28 protein-coding genes are annotated in these 23,765 nt (G+C 41.4%); 24 read left to right on the top strand and 4 right to left on the bottom strand.

The window, feature by feature from the left end:
* The first annotated feature begins 7 nt into the window (after positions 1-7).
* A complete protein-coding gene (locus tag MHB45_RS14135; RefSeq protein ID WP_048680183.1) occupies positions 8-559 on the top strand; it encodes an NUDIX hydrolase in 552 nt (183 codons plus the stop codon).
* The gene (locus MHB45_RS14130; protein WP_048680180.1) at positions 560-1,741 is read left to right on the top strand and encodes an endonuclease Q family protein; all 1,182 of its coding nucleotides are present in this window, start codon (positions 560-562) and stop codon (positions 1,739-1,741) included.
* Positions 1,742-1,777: 36 nt separating this feature from the next.
* Here the strand turns inward: MHB45_RS14130 and MHB45_RS14125 are convergent, their stop codons facing one another.
* Positions 1,778-2,341 (bottom strand): GNAT family N-acetyltransferase, encoded by a 564-nt coding sequence (locus MHB45_RS14125; protein WP_048680179.1) that lies wholly within the window; start codon positions 2,339-2,341, stop codon positions 1,778-1,780.
* A gap of 139 nt (positions 2,342-2,480) precedes the next feature.
* On the opposite strand from MHB45_RS14125, the gene spoIIM reads away from it, so the two are divergent.
* From spoIIM to lysA, 17 genes are all read left to right on the top strand, one after another.
* Positions 2,481-3,128: a stage II sporulation protein M gene (gene spoIIM / locus MHB45_RS14120; protein WP_048680177.1), complete on the top strand. Its 648-nt coding sequence runs from the start codon at positions 2,481-2,483 to the stop codon at positions 3,126-3,128.
* A 119-nt stretch (positions 3,129-3,247) separates the two neighbouring features.
* A complete protein-coding gene (fur, locus tag MHB45_RS14115) occupies positions 3,248-3,697 on the top strand; it encodes a ferric iron uptake transcriptional regulator (RefSeq protein ID WP_034311309.1) in 450 nt (149 codons plus the stop codon).
* 166 nt (positions 3,698-3,863) lie between these two features.
* Positions 3,864-4,091, top strand: coding sequence for a YqzK family protein (locus MHB45_RS14110; RefSeq protein ID WP_034308153.1), 228 nt, complete (start codon positions 3,864-3,866; stop codon positions 4,089-4,091).
* Between the two features lie 5 nt (positions 4,092-4,096).
* A complete protein-coding gene (xerD, locus tag MHB45_RS14105) occupies positions 4,097-4,990 on the top strand; it encodes a site-specific tyrosine recombinase XerD (RefSeq protein ID WP_048680170.1) in 894 nt (297 codons plus the stop codon).
* Between the two features lie 298 nt (positions 4,991-5,288).
* Entirely contained in the window at positions 5,289-6,491 is a 1,203-nt protein-coding gene (gene deoB, locus MHB45_RS14100) for a phosphopentomutase (RefSeq protein WP_202186195.1), read from the top strand.
* Entirely contained in the window at positions 6,492-7,304 is an 813-nt protein-coding gene (locus MHB45_RS14095) for a purine-nucleoside phosphorylase (protein WP_048680164.1), read from the top strand.
* Between the two features lie 66 nt (positions 7,305-7,370).
* Positions 7,371-8,675 (top strand): pyrimidine-nucleoside phosphorylase, encoded by a 1,305-nt coding sequence (locus tag MHB45_RS14090; RefSeq protein WP_048680161.1) that lies wholly within the window; start codon positions 7,371-7,373, stop codon positions 8,673-8,675.
* A 207-nt stretch (positions 8,676-8,882) separates the two neighbouring features.
* Positions 8,883-10,049: a D-alanyl-D-alanine carboxypeptidase family protein gene (locus MHB45_RS14085; protein WP_034308145.1), complete on the top strand. Its 1,167-nt coding sequence runs from the start codon at positions 8,883-8,885 to the stop codon at positions 10,047-10,049.
* Positions 10,050-10,180: 131 nt separating this feature from the next.
* A complete protein-coding gene (gene spoIIAA / locus MHB45_RS14080; RefSeq protein WP_034308142.1) occupies positions 10,181-10,531 on the top strand; it encodes an anti-sigma F factor antagonist in 351 nt (116 codons plus the stop codon).
* Between the two features lies 1 nt (position 10,532).
* Positions 10,533-10,973 (top strand): anti-sigma F factor, encoded by a 441-nt coding sequence (gene spoIIAB / locus MHB45_RS14075; protein ID WP_034308139.1) that lies wholly within the window; start codon positions 10,533-10,535, stop codon positions 10,971-10,973.
* A 13-nt stretch (positions 10,974-10,986) separates the two neighbouring features.
* Complete coding sequence (gene sigF / locus MHB45_RS14070) at positions 10,987-11,754, top strand: RNA polymerase sporulation sigma factor SigF (protein ID WP_034308137.1); 768 nt, start codon at positions 10,987-10,989, stop codon at positions 11,752-11,754.
* Positions 11,755-12,034: 280 nt separating this feature from the next.
* Complete coding sequence (locus tag MHB45_RS14065) at positions 12,035-13,324, top strand: NCS2 family permease (protein WP_048680228.1); 1,290 nt, start codon at positions 12,035-12,037, stop codon at positions 13,322-13,324.
* Positions 13,325-13,482: 158 nt separating this feature from the next.
* A complete protein-coding gene (locus MHB45_RS14060) occupies positions 13,483-14,100 on the top strand; it encodes a stage V sporulation protein AA (RefSeq protein WP_034308133.1) in 618 nt (205 codons plus the stop codon).
* The gene (locus MHB45_RS14055; protein WP_034308131.1) at positions 14,090-14,512 is read left to right on the top strand and encodes a stage V sporulation protein AB; all 423 of its coding nucleotides are present in this window, start codon (positions 14,090-14,092) and stop codon (positions 14,510-14,512) included. The genes MHB45_RS14060 and MHB45_RS14055 overlap by 11 nt, the downstream gene beginning before the upstream one ends.
* Before the next feature lie 43 nt (positions 14,513-14,555).
* Positions 14,556-15,161 (top strand): stage V sporulation protein AE, encoded by a 606-nt coding sequence (locus MHB45_RS14050; RefSeq protein ID WP_048680156.1) that lies wholly within the window; start codon positions 14,556-14,558, stop codon positions 15,159-15,161.
* On the top strand, positions 15,142-16,608 hold the full coding sequence (locus MHB45_RS14045; protein WP_373689802.1) for a spore germination protein: 1,467 nt from the start codon (positions 15,142-15,144) through the stop codon (positions 16,606-16,608). The genes MHB45_RS14050 and MHB45_RS14045 overlap by 20 nt, the downstream gene beginning before the upstream one ends.
* 275 nt (positions 16,609-16,883) lie before the next feature.
* On the top strand, positions 16,884-18,212 hold the full coding sequence (gene lysA / locus MHB45_RS14040; protein WP_048680148.1) for a diaminopimelate decarboxylase: 1,329 nt from the start codon (positions 16,884-16,886) through the stop codon (positions 18,210-18,212).
* Positions 18,213-18,594: 382 nt separating this feature from the next.
* Here the strand turns inward: lysA and MHB45_RS14035 are convergent, their stop codons facing one another.
* The gene (locus MHB45_RS14035) at positions 18,595-19,464 is read right to left on the bottom strand and encodes a DUF1002 domain-containing protein (protein ID WP_226990415.1); all 870 of its coding nucleotides are present in this window, start codon (positions 19,462-19,464) and stop codon (positions 18,595-18,597) included.
* A 579-nt stretch (positions 19,465-20,043) separates the two neighbouring features.
* On the opposite strand from MHB45_RS14035, the gene MHB45_RS14030 reads away from it, so the two are divergent.
* Complete coding sequence (locus MHB45_RS14030) at positions 20,044-20,388, top strand: GNAT family N-acetyltransferase (protein ID WP_034308124.1); 345 nt, start codon at positions 20,044-20,046, stop codon at positions 20,386-20,388.
* Positions 20,389-20,416: 28 nt separating this feature from the next.
* Here MHB45_RS14030 and MHB45_RS14025 read toward each other — a convergent pair whose 3' ends face one another.
* A complete protein-coding gene (locus tag MHB45_RS14025) occupies positions 20,417-20,953 on the bottom strand; it encodes a DUF309 domain-containing protein (RefSeq protein WP_048680145.1) in 537 nt (178 codons plus the stop codon).
* Between the two features lie 166 nt (positions 20,954-21,119).
* Positions 21,120-21,212, bottom strand: a complete 93-nt coding sequence (locus tag MHB45_RS14020; protein WP_072273196.1) for a YjcZ family sporulation protein — start codon at positions 21,210-21,212, stop codon at positions 21,120-21,122.
* A 215-nt stretch (positions 21,213-21,427) separates the two neighbouring features.
* Between MHB45_RS14020 and MHB45_RS14015 the strand changes: the two genes are divergently transcribed.
* Genes MHB45_RS14015 through MHB45_RS14000 form a run of 4 tightly spaced genes read left to right on the top strand, consistent with a single transcriptional unit; the run spans position 21,428 to position 23,746 of the window.
* Positions 21,428-22,195 carry a segregation/condensation protein A gene (locus tag MHB45_RS14015; RefSeq protein WP_048680142.1) on the top strand — a complete coding sequence of 256 codons (768 nt, stop codon included), beginning with the start codon at positions 21,428-21,430 and terminating at the stop codon, positions 22,193-22,195.
* Positions 22,182-22,763, top strand: a complete 582-nt coding sequence (gene scpB, locus MHB45_RS14010; protein ID WP_034308120.1) for an SMC-Scp complex subunit ScpB — start codon at positions 22,182-22,184, stop codon at positions 22,761-22,763. Before MHB45_RS14015 ends, scpB begins: the two co-directional genes overlap by 14 nt.
* A gap of 55 nt (positions 22,764-22,818) precedes the next feature.
* On the top strand, positions 22,819-23,229 hold the full coding sequence (locus MHB45_RS14005) for a hypothetical protein (protein ID WP_048680137.1): 411 nt from the start codon (positions 22,819-22,821) through the stop codon (positions 23,227-23,229).
* Between the two features lie 28 nt (positions 23,230-23,257).
* On the top strand, positions 23,258-23,746 hold the full coding sequence (locus tag MHB45_RS14000; protein ID WP_034308117.1) for a YpuI family protein: 489 nt from the start codon (positions 23,258-23,260) through the stop codon (positions 23,744-23,746).
* The last annotated feature ends 19 nt before the right edge of the window (positions 23,747-23,765 follow it).

Raw genomic sequence — 23,765 nt, 5'->3', positions numbered from 1 at the left:
GGTCACGATGAAAAAATTTGAAGAAAAAACGCTGTCTTCGAAAAAAATCTTCACAGGAAAAGTAATCAGCCTGCAAGTGGATGATGTAGAGCTTCCTGATGGGAAAACGGGTAAACGTGAAATAATCAAGCATCCGGGAGCGGTTGCCGTCATAGCTCTCACGTCAGAAAATAAAATCATCATGGTTGAACAGTACCGTAAAGCGCTGGAGAGAAGCTTGGTGGAAATTCCTGCAGGGAAGCTTGAAAAAGGCGAAGAACCGGTTCTGTCGGCTAAACGGGAGCTGGAAGAGGAGACAGGTTATGAATGTGAAAAAATGGAGCACATCATATCCTTCTATACATCCCCAGGTTTCGCCGATGAATTGGTCCACCTGTATGTGGCCCACAATTTGAAAAAGAAAGAAAATGCGGCACCGCTGGATGAAGATGAATTTGTCGAAATGCTTGAACTCACGCTGGAGGAAGCTCAAACTTACATGGATGAAGGGAAGATCCAGGATGCCAAAACGGCATATGCAGTTCAGTATCTGCAGTTGAAAAAGGCGATGACATCATAAATGAAAGAGTTTTACGCTGACCTGCATATCCATATAGGCAGAACGAGAAGCGGAAGGGCCGTGAAAATAACAGGTGCTAAAACGTTAACCTTCAGCAATGTGCTGCAAGTGGCAAGTGAAAGGAAGGGCCTTGATCTAATCGGGATAATCGATTGTCATTCTCCTGAAATTATCGAAGAGATCGAAGCGGGGATTCTTGATGGCGAAATCACGGAAAAGACTGAAGGCGGACTTCAATATAAGAATACAACCATCATTCCGGGCTCGGAGATTGAAATTTATGATCATAATTGTAATGGACCGATCCATGTCCTCGCCTATTTTCCCACTTTAAAAGCGATGAAGGAATTCTCCTCATGGATGAGCGGACATGTTAAAAATATCACCTTAAGCTCCCAAAGGATTTATTGTGATGGAAGAACGCTGCAAAAAACCGTGAAGTCACTGGGCGGCCTTTTTATCCCGGCACATGTTTTCACCCCATTTAAAAGCTTATATGGAAAAGGGGTGCGATCCAGTCTGACTGAAGTATTCGATCCGGAGCTAATTGATGCCATCGAGCTTGGTTTAAGTTCAGATACAGAAATGGTCAAGGATATCGAGGAGTTGGACTCCTATGTATTCGTAACAAATTCCGATGCGCATTCGCTTGGGAAAATCGCTCGTGAATATCAAAAAGTCCTGCTTGAAGAACCAAGTTTCAATGAGCTGGCAAAAGCCCTTAAAGAAACAGGGAATCGTAAGGTGACCGTTAATTATGGATTGAACCCCTTATTGGGAAAGTATCACCAAACCGTATGTTCAGGGTGTTTACATCAGGTATTGAGGGATAGTGAACAATGTCCTGAGTGTGGTAATAAATCCATTATTAAAGGGGTATCGGCCAGGATTGAAGAACTCTCCGTTTCCGGGATGGACAGAAGAGACGGAAAGGAAAGGCCGCCGTATATCCATCAAGTGCCACTCGACTTCATCCCGGGACTCGGACCTAAATCCATGGAAAAACTGCTGGTGGCATTTGGAACAGAGATGAATATCCTTCATGAAGTTACGCTTGAACAGCTAATGGAAATCGTTCCTGAAAAATTGGCGGTCTACATCGATTCTGCCAGAAAAGGGACGCTTTCTTTTGAAGTGGGGGGCGGAGGAAAGTACGGAAAGGTCAAAAAGGAATTATCCTGAAAAAAGTCCTGACAGATGAGATCTGTCAGGACTTTTTTAATTTGTTGTTTTTGCATAAATGGAGGTGTCCCGCACTTCCATGCCGTCTGCACTAAGGCAGTCATTACGCAAAATTCCTTCAAGGGTGAATCCCAGCTTCTCGGGAATCCGTTTGCTGGCAATATTATTGGGATCACAGCGGATTTCGACCCGTTTTGCACCGTAATGGTAAAAGGCGAATTTAGTTAACTTTTCCACTGTCTCCGTTATGTAGCCCAGTTTACTGAATCTCGTATCAATCCAATAGCCAATTTCGAATTTAGGAATATCCCAGTTGATTCGGTGCAGACCAGTGGAACCGATGAATTGATCGTCTTCTTTCCTATAAATATGGAGTCTTATATCCTCTTTTAAAATAAAGTCCGCAAAGGCCTTAAGGACGTTCTGTTCAGAAGTTTCCAATGAAACATCTTGATGGGCAAACGGCAGCCACTGTTTCAATTCAGGTTTAGAATGGACAATGGCTTCGTAAAGGTCCGGGCCATCGCCAGGCTGACAAGGTCTTAGATATAATCGAGGTGTTTCAATTTTTTCGGGAAAATCCATTAATATAGCTTTCATATCCTGCCTCCATCTCATTGATGTGGAAAATTATAACATAAATTGGGTTCAATGTGTTCGGCTGAAGGGGAAAGTTTTCTTAGCATAAATGAAAGAGTGAAAACATAGATTCTAGTAAGCGGAGTTGGGAGGATGAAAGATGAAAAAAAAATCTGTCGTACAAAATGCCGTAATGAAACATATTAACGAACATTCCTCATTATATGTCTTTATCACTGTGCTTTTTTTGATGGGTGTCATTTTTGGGGCAATATTGGTGAATAGTTTGAGCTTTACCCAAAAGGAAGACTTGTTCTATTATTTATCGCAATTTTTCGGACAAGTATCCAAAGGTGAATTTGCATCTTCGCATGATATGTTCAGCCAAAGTATTATGCATAATATAAAATATATCGGGGTCATCTGGATTCTCGGAATATCGGTCATCGGTTTGCCTGTCATCCTGGTTTTGTTATTTATAAAAGGGATGGTCGTTGGATTCACGGTCGGCTTTTTAGTCAATCAAATGGGATGGAGCGGGTTCTTATTATCGTTTGTCGCTATTCTGCCCCAAAATATATTCATCGTCCCGATATTCATCGTAATAACCGTCCTTGCCGTTTCACTATCCATGAAAATGATCAGCCGGATTTTCCTTAAGCAGGTTCGTGAACCGCTGAAGCCGATAATTTCACGGTATATTTTCTCATTGGTTTTGTCGGGGTTATTCTTGATTACGGCTGCTGTATTTGAAGCGTACCTATCCCCTTCTTTAATGAAAAATGTCGTAAGTTTATTGGGTCATTGATGGAAATATACCGTTCCCGCAAATTTTTTTATCATTAACAAGAAATCTATTTTGACAGTTTTCCCTCTTTTGATATAATGGATAAGATAGCGGCGCGGGAGGGAATATTAGGTATGGAAATAGAAAACAGAATTGATAGGATAAAAAAGCAGTTACACTCGTCCAGCTACAAATTAACGCCTCAGCGAGAAGCGACCGTCCGCGTTTTACTTGAGCATGAAGAGGATCATTTAAGCGCAGAAGACGTTTACCTCCTTGTCAAAGAAAAGTCGCCGGAAATTGGATTGGCAACAGTTTACCGTACGCTAGAGTTGCTGACTGAATTGAAAATAGTAGATAAAATTAACTTTGGAGACGGGGTTTCCCGTTATGATTTAAGACAAGAAGGAGCTGCGCATTTCCATCATCATCTTGTTTGTGTGGAATGTGGTGCGGTAGATGAGATCCAGGAAGACCTACTTGAAGACGTAGAAGACATTGTGGAACGCGACTGGAACTTCAAGATAAAAGACCATAGATTAACCTTTCATGGCATTTGTCATCGATGTCATGACAAAGAAGAAAATTAAGGTGAATGAAGTCGGACCTTTTCCATTTAATGGAGAAGGTTTTCTGCATTTTAATAGCTGGTTTTCTCAAGTAAGAGCTGTTTTTGTTTTCTCCTTTCCGAAACACGTATAAAACTTGTCCTGTTGGGCATAGATTGATACAAAGGGTCGAATGGGAGGGGAAAGGATGAAAACATCATTATCGCTTATTTTGCACACGGCTAAAGTGATGATTCTCTTTGTTAGCTTCACTGTTCTTTTTTATATAGGAATGGTATGGTTAAATCAGGAATATCAAAGTTATCATCGTTATGATGAACCGAAAGGCATGGCTGTAAAAGTATCGAAGGCTGTTGATACGGGTGATGATGCATGGCTTGAACGCCTAATGTTGTTTTATTTAAACGGGGAGTAATGAATATGGAGAATCAAATTAGGGATTTCATTCATTTTTTAACCATTGAAAAAGGACTTGCCAAGAATACGCTCGTCTCGTATGAGCGTGACTTAAGATCATATTGGAGCTTTCTGAAAGATGTTGAAACCATTGAAGATTGGAATGATTCACGACGGGTGAACATCCTGCATTTTCTCGTGCGGTTAAAGGATCAAGGGAAATCATCGAAGACGGTGGCGCGTCATATAGCTTCCATTCGTTCTTTTCATCAATTTCTTCTAAGGGAAAGAATAACAAATCAGGATCCGTCCATACATATAGAAACGCCAAAACCGGAACGAAGCCTTCCAAAGGTATTAAGCATGGAAGAGGTTGAAGCACTATTGGAAGCCCCGAAGAAAATGGATGAATTCGGATTACGCGATAAGGCAATGCTCGAACTGATGTATGCGACGGGTATGCGTGTCAGTGAGTTGATATCCATGGATGTGAGTGATGTCCATGCATCGATGGGTTTTGTCCGTTGTGTAGGGAAAGGAAATAAAGAGAGGATCATTCCGATTGGACAAACTGCATTGGGTGCGATTGAACATTATATGGAAAGTTCCCGGGGGAAAATGACCAGCCCGAAGCACAGGACAGATTCACTTTTTTTGAATCATCATGGAAACAGGCTGACAAGGCAGGGATTCTGGAAGATTCTAAAAAAACTTGTAAAATCGGCACAAATTGAAAAAGAAATTACACCGCATACACTGAGACATTCTTTCGCGACACATCTATTGATGAATGGGGCTGATTTACGTGCCGTCCAAGAAATGCTTGGCCATGCGGATATTTCGACAACTCAAATTTATACACATATTACGAACGTACGGATCAAGGATGTCTATTCAAAATTCCATCCGCGAGCTTAAAGGATTAGTAGACTGATAGAAAGGTTGTGAATTTAACTGCGAGGCAGTTGAAGGAGCAGCCTTTTTTCTGTGTCGGCAAGACGGCTATAAGGGATGCTGATGATTCTAACGCACATCTTATGGCACTTTGTTTCATTCCGAAATATATTATTTGTCTCCATCATGGTAATCGTTTACAATGTAGAGAGGTCAGACTTCTGACGTTCTTGCGATTTCATTTAAATGAAGAGTAACTGAGCAGAATAAGGGTATTATAGAGAGTATAAAAAGTGATTTACTATTTTAGGAGGAATGACTCATGAAAGGGAATTCAGCATTTAAACGAATATTTGTAATAGTTATGGATTCAGTTGGGATTGGCGAAGCACCTGATGCAGATTTATTCGGCGATAAAGGTGCGGATACACTGGGCCATATCGCAGAAAAAATGAATGGATTGAACATGCCGACTCTCGCAAAATTGGGTTTAGGCAATATCCGTGAAATCAAGGGAATTGAAAAAGCTCAGCAACCTCTCGCATACTATACGAAAATGAAGGAAGCCTCTACAGGGAAAGATACGATGACTGGACATTGGGAAATCATGGGGTTGAATATATCGACCCCATTCCGTGTATTTCCAGATGGTTTCCCGGAATTATTAGTCAATGAACTCGAGGCGAAAATGGGTCGGGGAATTATTGGGAATGTCCCGGCAAGCGGTACGGAAATCATTGAGAGGCTTGGCGAGGAACATATGAAAACGGGTGCGCTGATTGTATATACATCGGCTGATTCCGTATTACAGATTGCTGCACATGAAGAGATCGTCCCGATAGATGAATTATACAAGATTTGTGAAATTGCCCGTGAAGTGACAATGGCTGATGAGTTCAAGGTTGGACGCGTTATTGCCAGACCGTTCACTGGTGAACCAGGCAACTTCAAAAGAACGCCTAACCGTCATGATTATGCATTGAAACCGTTTGACCGGACAGTAATGGATGAATTGAAAGATTCTGGATATGATGTCCTTGCAATCGGGAAGATCTCGGATATCTTTGATGGGGAAGGTGTCACTGAATCATTAAGGACCGTATCCAATATGGATGGAATGGATAAATTAATCCAAACGGTAGAACAGGATTTCAAAGGGTTAAGTTTCCTAAATCTAGTCGACTTCGATGCTTTATACGGTCACCGCCGCGACCCAGAGGGATACGGAAAGGCATTGGAAGAATTCGATGCTCGGATGCCTGAAGTCCTTGATAAACTGAAAGAGGATGATTTATTGATCATCACTGCCGATCACGGGAATGATCCGGTCCATGAAGGAACCGATCATACACGTGAATATGTACCATTGTTAGTCTATTCCAAACGATTTACAGAAGGTGCCGAACTCCCGATAAGAGATACATTTGCTGATATTGGGGCGACGGTCGCTGCTAATTTTGATGTGAAAATGCCTGCCTTCGGAAAAAATATATTGGGCGATCTAAATTTAGGGGAGAATAAATAGATGTTTAATAAAATAGAGACTGCTGCGTCATTCATAAAAAGTAAAATTGAAGGCTCTCCGGAGATAGGACTGATTCTTGGTTCCGGACTTGGAGTATTGGCGGATGAAATTGAAAATCCGATAACGATTCCTTACCACGAAATCCCGGAATTCCCGGTATCGACTGTTGAAGGACACGCTGGACAGCTTGTCATTGGACAATTAAGTGGCAAAAAAGTTGTCGCGATGCAAGGGCGTTTCCACTTTTATGAGGGTTACTCCATGGAGAAGGTCACTTTCCCTGTCCGTGTAATGAAACTTCTTGGTGTTGAACAGTTAATCGTAACGAATGCTGCCGGAAGCGTTAATGAAAGCTATCAACCAGGTGACTTGATGCTCATTACGGATCATATTAATTTAATGGGGGCAAACCCATTGATTGGTCCTAATGAAGAGCGTTTCGGCCCTAGATTCCCTGATATGTCGGAAGCTTATAATAAAGACCTTCGGACGCAAGCGAAAAAAATAGCAGCTTCACTAGGATTGGATATTAAAGAAGGTGTCTATATCGGTAATACAGGACCGACCTATGAGACACCGGCAGAAGTGAAAATGGCAAGGATCCTTGGCGGGGATGCAGTTGGTATGTCGACAGTCCCGGAAGTTATCGTAGCAAGGCATAGCGGAATGAAGGTGCTCGGAATCTCATGCCTTACCAATATGGCCGCGGGCATTCTGGATCAGCCTTTGTCACATGAAGAGGTAATTGAAACGACTGAAAAAGTGAAAAGCAGTTTTCTTGAATTTGTTAAGCAAATCGTTAAAGACATATAAAACGATCCAAAAAAATACAAGTACACCTAAAGAAAATCGGTGTCTTTAAAAAGTGGGGATTCTAATATGAGAATGGTAGATTTAATCGAGAAAAAGCGTGATGGAAAGGCTCTTACTACAGAAGAAATACAGTTCATCATCAATGGGTTTACCGATGGATCGATTCCGGATTACCAAATGAGCGCTTGGTCAATGGCTGTTTATTTTAAGGGCATGAATGAGCAGGAACGTGCTGATCTAACCATGGCAATGGTCGAATCGGGAGATCAAATTGATTTATCGATGATTGAAGGAATTAAAGTCGATAAACATTCAACAGGCGGTGTGGGCGATACCACAACTCTAGTGCTTGGACCATTGGTTGCTGCTGTTGGTGTTCCGGTGGCAAAGATGTCAGGACGCGGTCTTGGCCATACAGGCGGGACGATCGATAAGCTGGAGTCTGTAAAAGGATTTCATGTCGAAATAGAAAATGACGAGTTCATCCGGCTTGTCAATAAAAATAAGATAGCAGTCATTGGGCAAAGCGGTAACCTGACTCCGGCCGACAAAAAGTTATATGCATTGCGCGATGTTACGGGTACCGTTAACAGTATCGGTTTGATCGCTGGCTCGATCATGAGTAAGAAAATCGCCGCTGGTGCTGATGCAATCGTACTTGATGTTAAAACGGGAGCGGGAGCTTTCATGAAAACTCTCGAAGATTCCGAAGAATTGGCGCATGCAATGGTTAGCATCGGAAACAATGTAGGACGAAACACGATGGCTGTCATCTCCGATATGAGCCAACCGTTGGGTTACGCTATCGGAAATGCTTTAGAAGTGAAGGAAGCAATCGACACGCTTAAAGGAGAGGGACCGGAAGATTTAACGGAACTTTCTTTAACACTGGGAAGCCATATGGTATACCTTGCCAAAAAGGCAAGCTCGCTGGAAGAAGCAAGAACCTTGCTGGAAAATGCAATCAAGGATGGTTCTGCACTTAACTCATTCAAGATTTTCCTGGAAGCGCAGGGAGGCGATGGTTCGGTTGTAGATCAGCCGGAAAAACTACCGCAGGCTGCTCATACTTTCGAGCTGGAAGCGAAAGAGGACGGATATGTATCGGAAATCATCGCTGATGAAGTAGGAACGGCAGCTATGCTGTTAGGCGCCGGGCGGGCGACAAAAGAATCAGAGATTGATTTGGCAGTCGGACTGGTACTTCGTAAAAAAATCGGGGAAACCGTAGCAAAAGGTGAATCACTTGTGACGATTTACAGCAATTTCGAAGATGTTTCAAAGGTAAAAGAAAAGTTGTATGAAAGCATTGCGATTTCCAAAGAGAAAATAGAAAAACCTACATTGATCTATAAAGAGATCATGGAATAAACATTTTCCAAAAAAAGGCCGCGCTTTTGAGCGGCCTTTTTACGTTTATCCCATTGAATTCTTAAAAGAGGATGCCCATGCGCATCCTCTTTTAATTTGGTTCACTTTGTTACCCTATATCCAGTATATGTTCAAAATTCATCTTTATTTGTATAAAAATGGGTTTAATGGAAAAAATAAAAAATATAAAGATTGGAGGGTATGGAGATGAAGCGGATTCTTTCTGTATTTTTAACCGTTTTGGTAGCATTGGGTTTTAACATCCCGCATACAAAAGCAGCTGAAGAAAAAGGAGTCGAATTGGCGGCAAATGCTAAATCCGCTATTTTGATTGAACGGGATACAGGTACTGTTCTCTATGATAAAAATGCAGACGATCGCCTTTCACCGGCAAGCATGACGAAAATCATGACGATGCTGCTGATCATGGAAGCGATCGATAAAGGCGAACTCAGCATGAAGGAGAAAATCAGGACTAGTGAGTATGCAGCGTCGATGGGCGGTTCCCAGATCTTCCTCGAGCCAGGTGAAGAAATGACCACGGAACAAATGCTTAAAGGCATCTCGATTGGTTCGGCGAATGATGCATCGGTGGCGATGGCTGAACGTCTAGCTGGATCGGAAGAAGAGTTTGTCAGGGAAATGAACAAAAAGGCGAAAGACCTCGGGTTGAAAAATACAAAGTTCCAAAACGCAACGGGACTTCCTGTTAAAGATCATTACAGTTCGGCACATGATATGTCGATCATGGCGAAGGAATTATTGAAATACGATACGATTACAAGGTTCACGGGTACATATGAAGATTATCTCCGTGAAAATACCGAAAAGAAATTTTGGCTTGTCAACACAAATAGGTTAGTGAAATTTTATCCTGGGGTCGATGGACTGAAAACAGGATTCACAAATGAAGCGAAATATTGTTTGACAGCAACTGCTAAAAAAGGGAATATGCGTGTCATTGCCGTCGTTTTCGGAGCCGTTTCTCCAAAGGAACGAAACGCTCAGGTCACCAAGATGTTAGATTATGCATTTTCACAATACATCACATACCCTATTTATAAACGCGGTGAGGTGTTAGGTGAAGCCAAGGTAAGTAAAGGGCAAAAGAAAACCGTGGTGGGCGTCACAAGTGAACCTATTTCGGTTTTGACAGCCAAAAACGGAACGGCAAAGGACTTTACTAAAAAAATCACGCTTGATAAAGATTTGGATGCCCCGATTAAAAAAGGTGATGAAATTGGTACGCTTGAATTGAAGAAAAACGGTAAGGTATATGTCGAATCTCCGATTGTTGCGAAGGAAACTGTTGATAATGCCAGCTGGTGGCAATTGTATAAACGGGCTTTCGGCATGTTTACCCAGGCGAAATAGAATAAATTGTCGCATTGCCTGTTAATCGTACTAATTTAGGCGAAACTCCACTAGTTTTGCTAGTAAGGAGGAATCGGCAGGTGAAAAAGAGAATTTGACTCTTTATAAGACAGTGAAGGAGGCTGTATATAATGAGTCTTACGATTAATATGGAGGCGAAAAATCGCGTATTGTGCATTCGTCTCAAAGGTGATTTAGATCATCATACAGCAGAAAAATTGAAAAATCAGGCAGAGGCAGCCATTCAAAAGCATAATATCAAGCATATCATCCTTAACATGGAAGAACTGGATTTTATGGACAGTTCAGGGCTCGGAGTTATTTTGGGCCGTTATAAGCAGGTAAACAAAAAGCAAGGTGAAATGGTGGTCTGTGCAATTTCTCCAGCAGTAAAGCGGTTATTTGAGATGTCAGGGTTGTTTAAAATTGTTAAAATGGAACTATCCGAAAAAAACGCTTTGCAAAGACTGGGGGTTGCCTAATATGAAAAATAAAATGGAAACGAAATTTTCTGCACTTAGCCAAAATGAATCTTTTGCCAGGGTAACTGTTGCGGCATTCATTGCCCAATTGGACCCGACGATGGATGAATTGACAGAGATCAAGACTGTCGTGTCAGAAGCCGTTACGAATTCGATCATCCATGGGTATGAGAGTGACCCGGAAGGTTGGGTCTACATTTCAGTGGTCATCGAAGGCGATACTGTGGAATTGACCATCCGGGATGAAGGACTGGGCATTGAAGACGTCGAGGAGGCTAAACAGCCGTTATTTACGACAAAACCCGAACTTGAACGTTCCGGTATGGGATTCACCATCATGGAAAACTTCATGGATGAAATCAATATAATTTCCCATAAGGGCGAAGGCACGATCATTCGATTAAAAAAGCACTTAACTACAAGCAGAGCTTTGTGCAATTAAGGGAGACTTGCATATGGATGTGGAGGTTAAAAACGAGAAGAGCAAGAAAGGCCAGCCCCATTTAAAAGATGAGGAATTGCGGAATTTAATCCAACGCAGCCAGAGCGGTGACCAAGATGCAAGGAATCTGATTGTCAATAGCAATCTGAGGCTTGTATGGTCAGTAGTGCAAAGATTCCTCAATCGAGGTTACGAACCGGATGACCTTTATCAAATAGGCTGTATAGGTCTGTTGAAGTCCGTGGATAAATTTGACTTATCGTTTGAAGTGAAATTCTCAACGTATGCTGTGCCTATGATCATTGGTGAAATCCAACGTTTTATCCGTGATGACGGAACGGTTAAAGTAAGCCGGTCATTAAAGGAAATGGCGAATAAAATTCGCAGGGCCAAAGAGGAACTTTCAAAGACGTATGGCCGCGTTCCGACTGTCAATGAATTGGCGGAACATCTAGAGCTGTCGCCAGAGGAAATCATCATGGCCCAAGAAGCTAGCAGGAGCCCTTCATCGATCCATGAAACGGTTTACGAAAATGATGGAGATCCGATTACTCTTCTTGACCAGATTGCCGACCATAATGAAACATCCTGGTTCGATCAAATCGCTTTGAAAGAAGCCATACATGAATTGAATGAACGTGAAAGGCTGATTGTTTTCCTGAGGTATTATAAAGATCAGACGCAATCGGAAGTGGCGGCAAGGCTTGGTATTTCCCAAGTTCAGGTATCAAGGCTGGAAAAGAAGATTCTTCAGCAAATGAAAAACCACATGAATCAGTGATTCATGTGGTTTTTTTTATTGAGCTGAAAATAAATACTGATTTTAGGAAAAAGTAAAAGTGATTTAAGATGAAACTAGGGATGGGGTCGAATTTTTAGTTGAATTTAGGAATAAAAACGAATATTATAGTAAAGGTCGCGTTTCTCATTCGTTTTTTTATCTTTCTTTCAATGAATAATGATCAGGAAAAACGTCGATGCAGTACAATATTAGGACACCTTGTCTTTTCGTGCAAACGGTTGTCGGTGATTCCTTTAGATCTGGAGGTCTAAATATGTTTATGGAAAAGTTTTTCTCCCTGAAAGAAAATGGGACGGATGTCCGTACAGAAGTCATGGCGGGTGTTACGACATTTTTAACTATGGTTTATATCCTCATTGTGAATCCTGCTTTATTGTCTTCAATCGGAATTCCATTTGAACAAGTTTTCATGGCAACGGTCATATCAGCGGTGATTGGTACCCTAATCATGGGGCTTGTTGCAAAATACCCGATTGCGATAGCACCAGGGATGGGCTTGAATGCTTATTTCGCAAGCGTGGTGGGAGCACAGGGCCTTTCATACCAGACCGTATTCGGTACGGTTTTCATTGCTGGTTTGCTATTTCTATTAATTAGCGTGACTAGCTTGCGTAAAATGATAATTGATGCGATTCCCAACTCATTAAAATACGGCATCACATCCGGAATTGGTTTATTCATTGCGTTTATCGGATTGAAAAATGCTGGAATCGTAGTGCCAAATGAATCAACGATGGTGACGCTTGGCGATTTGCATCAGCCTGGAACCGTTTTAGCATTAGCAGGCTTATTCATTACCTTGATTTTTATGGCCCGTAATATAAAAGGGGCCATTTTCATTGGCATGATCGTTACGGCAATCATTGGCTACTTTATCGGTTTGCTCAACTTCGATGGGGTCTTATCTGTACCTCCAACACCGGTATTTTTCGATATCGATATTGCTGGGGTCTTCACGAATTCTTTATATTCAATTGTTTTCGCCTTTTTACTTGTGACGATCTTCGATACGACAGGTACCTTGATTGGCGTGACAGAACAGGCAGGACTAACGAAAGATGGGAAAATCCCTCGTGCCAAGAAAGCCTTTTTAGGTGATGCGATTGCGACTACAGTCGGCTCGATGTTTGGTACAAGCCCATCGACTGCCTATGTGGAATCGAGCACGGGAGTGGCCGCAGGCGGACGTACGGGATTAACAGCTACTGTCGTGGCAATCTTGTTTGCTGCATCGATTTTCTTTTCTCCATTGATATCGGCAATTTCTTCCGTTCAAGCAATCACAGCTCCCGTTCTGATCATCGTGGGATGTTTCATGATGGAAGGGCTGGCTAAAGTCAATTGGAAAATTTTTGATGAGGCATTTCCGGCATTTGCGATCATTTTAACGATGCCGCTTACTTCAAGTATATCTACAGGGATTGCAATTGGGTTCATCACATATCCTCTAATGAAGGTATTCAGCGGAAAAGGAAAATCGGTACATCCGCTCATTTATATTTTTGGATTGATATTTTTGGTCCAGCTGATTTTCTTCCCCACTCATTAATAGATGAATGTAAACCAAAAAGACATGCTGTCATTGCAGCGTGTCTTTTTTTGGTTTCAAATTAGTAATATTTGGACATGGTTCACTTCCTGCATTTTCAAACTGCTTCCAATCCATACTACTAGCATAAGGAAATAAAAGGTCGGGATGTGATGATAATGGCAGTTGTATATATCAGGATGAGGAACCGTGTACAAGCAAAGGGAAATCAAACGGTGAGGATAAAAGATATTGCAAGGATAATCGGGCCTGAAGAAGTGATTACCAAAATTGAAGAAATCATATTATTAACGGTCAAGAAGGAAGATAAGAATATTATTGTCATTGATTTAGCTCAAGTTATCATGGCCATCCGCAAGGTGGATCCGACTATTGAAGTGGAAACATTCGGCCCTTCCCAAACGATCATCGAAATCATCCTCTCGAAAAAGAAAATGTCATACCTGACATTCGCCTTAGTTTGGTTTTTGTTATTTGTCGGCGGCGGGATGACGATCATGAATTTTCATGTGGATGTCAGCATGGGGGAAGTGCATCAAAAAATCTTTACTATAATAACGGGAAAAGTGGAAGATAAGCCGTTATTGATCCAAATCCCATATAGCTTCGGCCTTGGTATGGGCATGATTCTATTTTTTAATCATTTCTTTAAAAAACGCTTCAATGAGGAACCTAGTCCGCTCGAGGTTGAAATGTTCAACTATCAGCAGGATTTGGACCGTTATGTAATCATGAATGAAAATAAGGAAAACGTGCGCCACCTTGATGACCGGTAAAATCATCTTCGGAATCTTTGTCGGTTTAGCCGGGGGTTTTGCGACAGGTGCCGGTTTTGTAGCGTTTTTAACTGTACTTGGGGTGATTCCAAGACTGACTCAGCTGACAAAAACAATGAAAATGATACATTACTACGAAGGAGCCATCATTGCCGGAGTTGTCGCAGGAACATGGTTAGGATTACAGGAAACGGAACTTTCCCTTCCGCATTTTCTTTTAATTCCGATCGGTTTGGCTGACGGGATATTTAATGGGATGCTTGCGGCTGCCTTAACTGAAGTCCTGAATGTATTTCCAGTTCTTTCAAAACGAATCGGAATTCAAGAGAAGATCATTTATCTGTTAATGGCACTCGTATTGGGGAAAATAGCCGGATCATTATTCCAATGGATTTATTTTGTCGACTTATAAGTGTAAGAGGTAACTATTCCTGATGATGAAAGGTAGGCCCAAGATGGTGACCAAACGAAAAGTGATATTGATTACGGATGGAGATGAGTATGCGAAACGGGCTGTCGAGCATGTAGCCAAGGAAATAGGGGGAAGATGTATCTCCATGTCCCAAGGTAATCCATCACGATATACGGGCTTGGAGTTAGTTGAATTAATAAAAAAGGCAAAGTATGATCCTGTATTGGTCATGTTTGATGATAGCGGTTATATAGGAGAAGGATCAGGCGAACAGGCAATGAAGGTAGTTGCCGGACATCCTGATATTGATGTCCTTGGCGTGATAGCGGTCGCTTCAAAGACTAGAAGGGAAGAATGGACCAAGGTGGATATCTGTATTGACCGTGACGGTAACTTGACACCGAACGGGGTTGATAAATACGGCGCCGAGGAATTTGAACTGGGCAAGATAACAGGAGATACGGTGTATTGCATCGATCAATTACATGTTCCCATAGTAGTTGGGATAGGGGATATCGGAAAAATGTCCCATCAGGACGATTTTAAAAGAGGAGCACCGATAACGAAGCTAGCGGTGGAAATCATATTGGAAAGGAGTGGTCATGATGACTTCAGAAAAACCTCAAAACATGACGCCGATTCCGAGTAGGGTAGCGGAAGTTGACGCATACATGGAAGAGAAAGTAGGTCTAGGCGTCAGCTTTGACTTAGGAGTAAGAAAGATAAAGGTCTTTAGAAAAGATGTGCATATTTACTATATAAACGGGCTGACGGATACAGAGTACATCATTGATATCCTCGATTCTCTCATTCATAACAAAAATGCCGATATCGTGTCTACTAAAGTTTTTGATGTAGTCAAAGACTTGCTCGTACACCAATCCGTTCAGGAAATAAAGACGATGGATGAGCTTGTTGATCAGGTATTATCCGGTTTAATCGTCGTTGTTGTTGATGGTAAGCCAATAGGGCTGGTCGTGGATGTCAGGAGTTATCCAGGTAGACAGCCAGTTGAACCCGATACGGAAAAAGTCGTCCGTGGATCAAGGGATGGTTTTGTCGAGAATATCATCATTAACACAGCGATAACCAGACGAAGAATCCGGGATGAAAGATTACGTTTCGAAATGCTGCATGTAGGGGAACGATCGAAATCGGATATATCCATCGGCTACATAAAAGATATTGCCGATCCGGATTTAATAGAAATCGTTCGTAAGGAATTGAACAGTATCGAGGTTGATGGCATAACGATGTCTGATAAAACGATCGAAGAATTCATCGTAAACCAAAGGTATAACCCATATCCGCTTGTCAGATATACGGAACGGGCTGATGTGGCTGCAACGCATTTGCTTGAGGGCCATGTCCTTATTTATGTGGATACTTCACCGAGTGTCATCATTACCCCGTCCACCCTTTTTCATCACATGCAACACGCTGAGGAGTATCGGCAGGCACCTGCCGTTGGGACCTTGGTGCGCTGGGTCCGGTTTCTCGGGATTTTCGTTTCGTTATTCTTGCTGCCGATTTGGTTATTGTTTTGTTTAGATCCTTCCCTCCTGCCGGAAAAGTTCGAGTATATCGGGCCGAATGAAAAAACGCATATACCCATTGTGTTCCAAATCTTCATTTCCGATATAGGGATAGAATTTTTAAGGATGGCAGCCGTTCATACCCCGACCCCGCTTTCCACGGCAATGGGCTTGGTTGCGGCGGTTTTGATAGGGCAAATAGCGATAGATGTCGGCCTATTTGTTCCTGAAGTGGTTCTCTACGCTTCCGTAGCGACAATCGGTACATTTGTCACTCCGAGTTTAGAATTGGGGGTTGCAAATAAAATTACCCGTTTAGTACTGATAGTGTTGGTCGCTTTATTTAAAGTGCCTGGCTTAGTCATAGGCATCACACTCTATTTGATCATGCTCACTAGTATAAAAACATTAAATACACCTTATTTATGGCCGCTTCTCCCGTTTCAGCCGAAGGCCTTGTCACATATAATATTTAGAAGACCTTATCCAGGATCTATAGAACGTCCGAGCATTGTACATCCCCAGGATCTATATAGGCAGCCGAGAAAATCTAAAGGTTGATGTTGTCGAAAAGTTGTGGTAATTTATTTTTATTCGGATAAAGCGATAAAGTTAGGCTTCACAAAGAGATAAAGCTACTATGACTCTTTGGAGTTTAAACCAATCTGTCTTTCCCTTCGAACTACTAAGCAGTCATAGAGAACAATATTTACATCGGATAATTGATTCGGATGAGGCTTATTCATATAGAGGACCTTTTAGAGCAGGTTTTCTTTATTTGAGGCTGCCTCATTTCATATTAATCTTTAGTTTTAAGTCAGGAAGGTGAGGCTATCATGCATTTGTACGGAACCGGCGGTGTCAATGAACGTGGACATCTGGAGATTGGCGGAGTGGACACGATTGAATTGATCGAACAATTTGGTACACCATTATATGTTTATGATGTAGAGCTAATTCGCGAACGGGCGAGAGGGTTCAAGAGAACTTTTGAGGAATTGGGGATTTCGGCTCAAGTTGCTTACGCAAGTAAGGCCTTTTCTTCGATTGCCATGATCCAGTTGGCTGAGCAAGAGGGACTTTCTCTCGATGTTGTCTCAGCGGGGGAATTATATACGGCAATTAAGGCAAATTTCCCAACAGAACGGATTCACTTCCATGGAAATAACAAAAGTGAAGAAGAGCTACATATGGCTTTGGATCATGACATTGGCTGTATAGTAGTCGATAATTTTTCAGAGTTGACACTGTTGGAGGAAATTTGTACAAACCGTGAACAAAAGGTGAAAATCCTTCTTCGTGTAACACCGGGTATTGAAGCCCATACGCATGATTATATTTTGACAGGGCAAGAAGATTCGAAATTTGGTTTTGATCTTATTAACGGCCAGGCAGAAGCTGCCCTTCGACAAGCGCTTCAAAGTGAGTTTCTGGAAGTTCTTGGATTACACTGCCATATCGGTTCCCAAATCTTTCAAACGACCGGTTTCCTTCTGGCAGCCCAAAAAATTATCGGCAAGCTGAGTGATTGGCACGGTTCGGTAGGGTTTCAACCACAGGTATTGAATCTCGGAGGGGGATTCGGGATTCGGTATACACAAGAAGACGACCCGCTACCGGCGTCTCAATATGTTGAGGAGATCGTTAGGGAAGTGCAGAACCTGATTGCTGATTCTGATTTAGTGATGCCTGAAATCTGGATCGAACCTGGCCGTTCATTGGTCGGAGACGCAGGTGTGACACTGTACAAGGTGGGTTCTGAAAAGGAAGTTCCTAATGTCCGTAAATATATTGCCGTAGATGGGGGCATGAGTGATAATATACGTCCCGCTCTTTACGAAGCTAAATATGATGCCATTCTTGCAAACCGGCCGCTTGACCCTGTGGAAGAGACAGTGTCCATTGCCGGTAAATGCTGTGAAAGCGGAGATATGTTGATTTGGGATTTACCATTGCCAAAAGCCGGCCGCGGTGATGTCTTGGCGGTATTTTGTACAGGGGCATATGGATATTCCATGTCGAATAATTACAATCGCATTCCGAGACCGGCTGTCGTCTTTGCCGAAAATGGAGAAGCTCGGTTGGTCATCAAACGCGAAACTTATGAAGATCTTATTCATTTGGACTTGGCCCTTCATGAAGCGGCAGTCGTCAATAAAGATTAGAAAAAAAGGATGGCATTAGCCATCCTTTCAGTTTGTAAATAAAAGGGCTTTGTAAAACGTAACTTTGCTCAAATGATGTTCCCGAACCAAATAACCAATAGAAATACCTTCAAGACATCAGGAATTGATTCTATCTGAATTTTATATCAAATTTGATTAGAACGGAAGGGACGAGACTCCTGCGGGAAAAGCGCGTTCAAAGGGAGACCCCGCAGGCGCAATAGCGCCAAGGAGGCTCCCGGACCGCCCGCGGAAAGCGAGTGCCTGTAGTGGAACTCAACGGTCAAATTGTACTGTTAAAAAAACTGTAGGTAAACTCGATTTTCATCGAGTTTACCTACAGTCTGAAAGGGATGGCATTGGCCATCCTTTTTTTATTGAATCAGCTGAAAAGTGATTTGATCGCGTCTATTAAACTACTGAACACTTCTTTCAATTTATCCAGAAATGATTGACCCTCTTCGGATTCAAGAAAATTGGAAAGTTTATCTTTAGCTGCAGTCAGCTGATCACCGACAGCGTTCCAATCAATATTCAATTCTTTTAGCTTATTGAATAAATCAATTAAACTTTGTACTTGATCTTCATTTAAGGCGATTCCAAGGTCTTTTGCTGAAGACTCGACAACCTCGCGGACCTCTTCAGTATTGGCTGGTGGATTTGCAGCCATTTCCTCTTTGATTTTCGTAACAAGTGCAGAGGCTTCTTCCGTACCGATTTCATCACCCAATTTTGCTGTTTTCACCATTTCTTCATTCGCTGCCTGTTTCACATCTTCAGGAATCTTCTTGTCGGCAGAGATTTCATAGGCTTTAATGACTCCTGTCAAAGCCGCTGTACCGGAAACGGGTATAGGTGCGGTGACATAAACGGTAGCATCTTTTACTCCTGCAGTAGCCAGTGCATTGATATACATTTCATCGGAAACCCAGTTAATGTTTTTCGACTCCAGTTTAAGACCGGTACCTTTTTCCTCCAAAGTGATCGCAGAGGATGAAATCGCTTTTGTACCGATTAGACGGCTAGCGATATAGTCTCCTAAGTATTCATGTTCCTCCGCATTTGTAACGGTTAAAACCTCAACATCATTTGGTGCTTTCATTTCTGATAAAATCATATTTTTTTGTTCATTTGTCAAATTTTCACCAAGTGTGACGATCATTTCACCAACAGCTGCATCTGCAAAAGCCTTATATGGCAATAATAGACATAATAAAATGGTTATAATGACCCATTTATTCATTTTTTTCATGATAATCCTCCTTAACTTTCCTGCTGAATTGGGAATCTTTCAATAAAAGGGCGGCACTTTAAATCAGATTCATAGTATTTGACGAAACAAAGGCTAAAAAAGATACATATATTCCTGAAAAAAATTTATTAGCCAAAATAACTACGTTCATTTTAACGAAGAAGTTGGGTCTATCTTTGTCTTTTATACCTAAGATGGCACTCTATGAACCTAGATCACTTTACCAATGTAGTAAAATCGAAGCAAGATTGCAAGGATATTTGTCAGATTGTGTTAAGTTATAGTAGAATGAATTCGTTATTTAAATATTTGGACCATTCATAAAGGGAGTATGGGATGAGGAAAAGTAATAAGACTCTTTTACTTATGATGCTTATTATCGCTTTGATGTGGGGAATCGTATACTGGCTGTTTATCGCTTAGCACATAGCCCATTGATAAATCAAGTGCTGAAAGTGATGTTGAAACGAACGGGATTTTTATGTATGATGTAAATGTTATATGTGAGGATTATTATTCAAAGCAAATTAATTGGAAACAGGAAGATAATAAAAACGTTATTTAGTAACGAGGGATATTATGTTGATTAAGTATAAGAAAAGTTATGAGAAGTTTGCCATGGGATTATTATCTTTCATGCCAAATGAAAAAGAGATAAAAACGCTTCGGAATACGATGAAGAATTATGAAACGGATGAAAACCTACAGCTGTTCTTATGGAAAGATGAAGAGATTACGGGCCTGATCGGTATAGAAGTCTCTCCAACCCACATTGAGATACAACATATATCTGTAAATCCATCCTTCCGGAAGCAAGGTATCGGTAAAACGATGGTCAGGGCCATCAAGGAGCAATATCCTGACAAAGAATTAAAAGCAAATGAGTTTACGGAAAGCTTTCTTGACAGGTGTGAAGATTTTTGAATATGAAAGCTTGAATGGAGGACCGCCTTTAAGGGCGGTCCTCCATTCTTGTTTTTCGAAGGGATAGCTGTCGAGCCCTTTCTGAAATGACATCCGAACGGTCACGCATTAGGTGCTTATCAACTATCGATGTATTGGTCATGTCGCTATCCGCACCCCATATGGATCCTTCTTGCGAACACATGGACTGGCATTTTTCGATCAGTCTTTGATCCGATATGGGCAGATTGATGCTTTTATATGGCTTTTGTGATAACATTCGCTCATGGGTATCCTCGAGCAATTTGAACAGTCGTTCTGGATCGAGTCCCAACTTCAGGAGCTCGGCCTTTTTTAGGTGGAGATTTGCCAAGGCTTTAGACAGGGTCCTTGCAGCCCCTTTTTTGTTTCCCCTGCGATCATGATACAGGGCAACCGCAATCTGAATGAGCCCCACCCAATGAGAGTCACGCTCTTTTGGTGCGGTTTCCTTCCAATATTCTTCAAGGATTTCATGACATTCGAAGTAATCCCTCGTTCCATGGAAATGGACAAGGAAAGAAAGGTAGTCTTCCGCGTAAGTCAATAGGAGCACCCCTTTTGTTTGATGGAATCAACTAAAGTATGGCAAAAAGCCATTTTCTTATAGCTTAACATCCGCTATGTATACTCACTAAGTTTAGCATAGAATTTTTTCCTGGAAAATAAAGAAAGCTGATTGCAAGGCAATCAGCTGATTCATCAGTCTTCCATTAACACCAAGAAGCACCGACGATAACTAATAAAATGAACAAAACTACAATAAACGCGAATCCGCCGCCGTTTCCAAAACCACCTGCACCCATAATGAGTACCTCCTTTGTTCTGCTATTCTTACATTTCTAGGTTATGTTGGATTTCAGAATGTGATTGGGCATCGACCCATTTGACGGTAATCCCAAATAAAAACTTTTCTATGGACAGTAAATTATTATTTGGATAAAGGGCGGCAATCCACTATACTTGATTAGTAAAATAAATAGGTCTATATCGGCCAATTAGATTTAAATGAGGTAATTTAATGGGTTATAACATAAAAATTGACGCTTTCGAAGGTCCGATGGATTTACTCCTGCATTTGATCAATCGCCTGGAAATAGACATCTACGATATTCCGATGGCTGATATTACAGATCAATACCTAGGTTACATCCATACGATGCAGCATCTGGAATTGGATGTGGCCAGCGAATATCTGGTGATGGCTGCAACACTGCTTGCCATCAAGAGTAAAATGCTGCTTCCAAAGCATGAAGATGAGCAAATGATTGATGAAGATGGGGAAATATTTGAGGAAGATCCACGGGATGAGCTTGTGGAAAAACTATTAGAATATAAAAAGTATAAAAATGCAGCCGAAGAATTTAAAGGGATGGAAGAAGAAAGAAGCTTGATGTTCAGCAAACCCCCAAGTGATCTATCTGTTTATGTTAAAGAAGCGGAAAGTGATAAACAAGAGTTGAATATAAGTCTATATGATATGTTGGGGGCTCTGCAAAAATTGCTGAGAAGGCAAAAAATTCAAAAGCCGCTTTACACGAAAGTAACGAAACAAGAGATATCGATAGAGAAACGAATGGATGAAATCAAGATTGAGTTACAGTCCATTAAAGGGAAGAAAAGTTTTTTTGAACTGTTTTCGCTCCCGGTCAAGGAGCATATCGTCATCACTTTCATGGCGGTGCTGGAACTGATGAAACTTAATGAAATCATCGTTGAACAAGAAAATAATTTTTCGGAAATCATGATTGCTGCTAAGGAAGGTGTAGAACCAGTTGGAAGTTATTAATTGGAAAGGGATTCTTGAGGCATTATTGTTTGCTGCCGGAGATGAAGGGCTCTCTGTCAAACAAATTGCCTCTGTCCTGGAAATTACGGAATATCAAGCAACGGACATCGTTGAAAGTTTAAAGGAAGAATATGTATCGGATGTACGCGGGATTCAAGTGATCGAAATAGCGGGCGTTTATCAAATGACGACAAAAAAAGAGCACTCGGATTACTTGAAAAGACTAGTCGAAACATCAAGCACTCAAGGCTTATCCCAGGCGGCATTGGAAACACTCGCAATCATTGCTTATAAGCAGCCGATTACTAGAGCTGAAATTGATGAAATACGCGGAGTGAAAACGGAACGCCCCATTCATACACTTGTCACCAAAGTCTTAATTAAAGAGGTTGGACGTGCTGAAGGCTCGGGCCGGGCTTATTTATATGGGACAACAAAAGAGTTTTTGGATTACTTCGGCCTGAATTCCATAGATGAATTACCGCCTCTCGCCGATAATTCGGATGATAGCTTTGAAAGTGGTGAAGCCGATTTGTTTTTTGAAAAATTTCAGCAAACAATCGAATAACATTTTTCTTTGAATTGTGATAATATAGAAAAAAATGAATGCGGGGGGATTGCGGGTGCGAATTGTAGCATGCAATGGATTTGGGCTTGAAAAGGAAAAGTCAAATTCACCTGAGGACTTCTTTAATCGATCCGTTATACAATACATAAAGGATGGAGAAGAAAAGACGCTGAATGTACTGTATCTTCGCTATTTTGATGAGATGGTCACTCTTTGGACCCCATATCCCGCCAATCCCCTATTCAAAAGCCCTAACAGAGATATTTATATGGCTGACATCATCGCCATGGTCTGTCTACTCAAAGACCCGAGCCTGGTTAACCGAAAACGAATATATATAAATGCAGAAAAAGACCTGGCTGGTTATTTCGAAAATATAGATTTTGAAAAATTGGAGAAAGTGTTTATATCTATTGACCAAGCTAAACCATATGATATAGAATCACATGTTGACTATTATATTTAATCTTAATCAATTTGAGGAGGGTTCACGGTTGGGGAATACATTGGTAAAATCTCAGCTTGAGGATGTAAAGGGCTTTTTGGAAACGACAGTGGCTCAACTGGAAGAATTTATAAATGAGACGACCTATTCTAAGCTGCAAGAAGAAAAAAGCGGGGATGAAACCTATTATAAAGGAATCCTTTCAAGTTTAAGAAGAATGCTTGTAAGTTGTGAAGAGGGCCTGGAGGCTTGCCAAATCGTTCTGAAAAATGATGTTTTCAATAAAGCTGCAGCTGAAAAGACGCTTTATAGAGTTTATCATCAATGTATCGAAGAATACTTTTCCCCAAAATCAGATCGGTGGTTTGAGGACAGCAGATCTGCCTATACAGGAAAAAACTCGATTAAATTTCACCAAAGTGTACCTGACAGCATAATATCCATTCTGAAGGCCGTGGAAAGTGGATTCCAGACCATGCGTGAAGAATTGGAGTTTTATGAAACGGATTACCGGACGAAAATGTTGCAGTCAAGATAATGAAACAGCAAGGCTTAAT

Origin of the sequence: Peribacillus sp. FSL K6-5616, assembly GCF_038008245.1 — a bacterium.
GTDB classification, from domain to species: Bacteria; Bacillota; Bacilli; order Bacillales; family DSM-1321; genus Peribacillus; species Peribacillus frigoritolerans.
The sequence above is the reverse complement of the archived record's forward strand: the minus strand, read 5'-3'. Positions and strand labels throughout refer to the sequence as shown.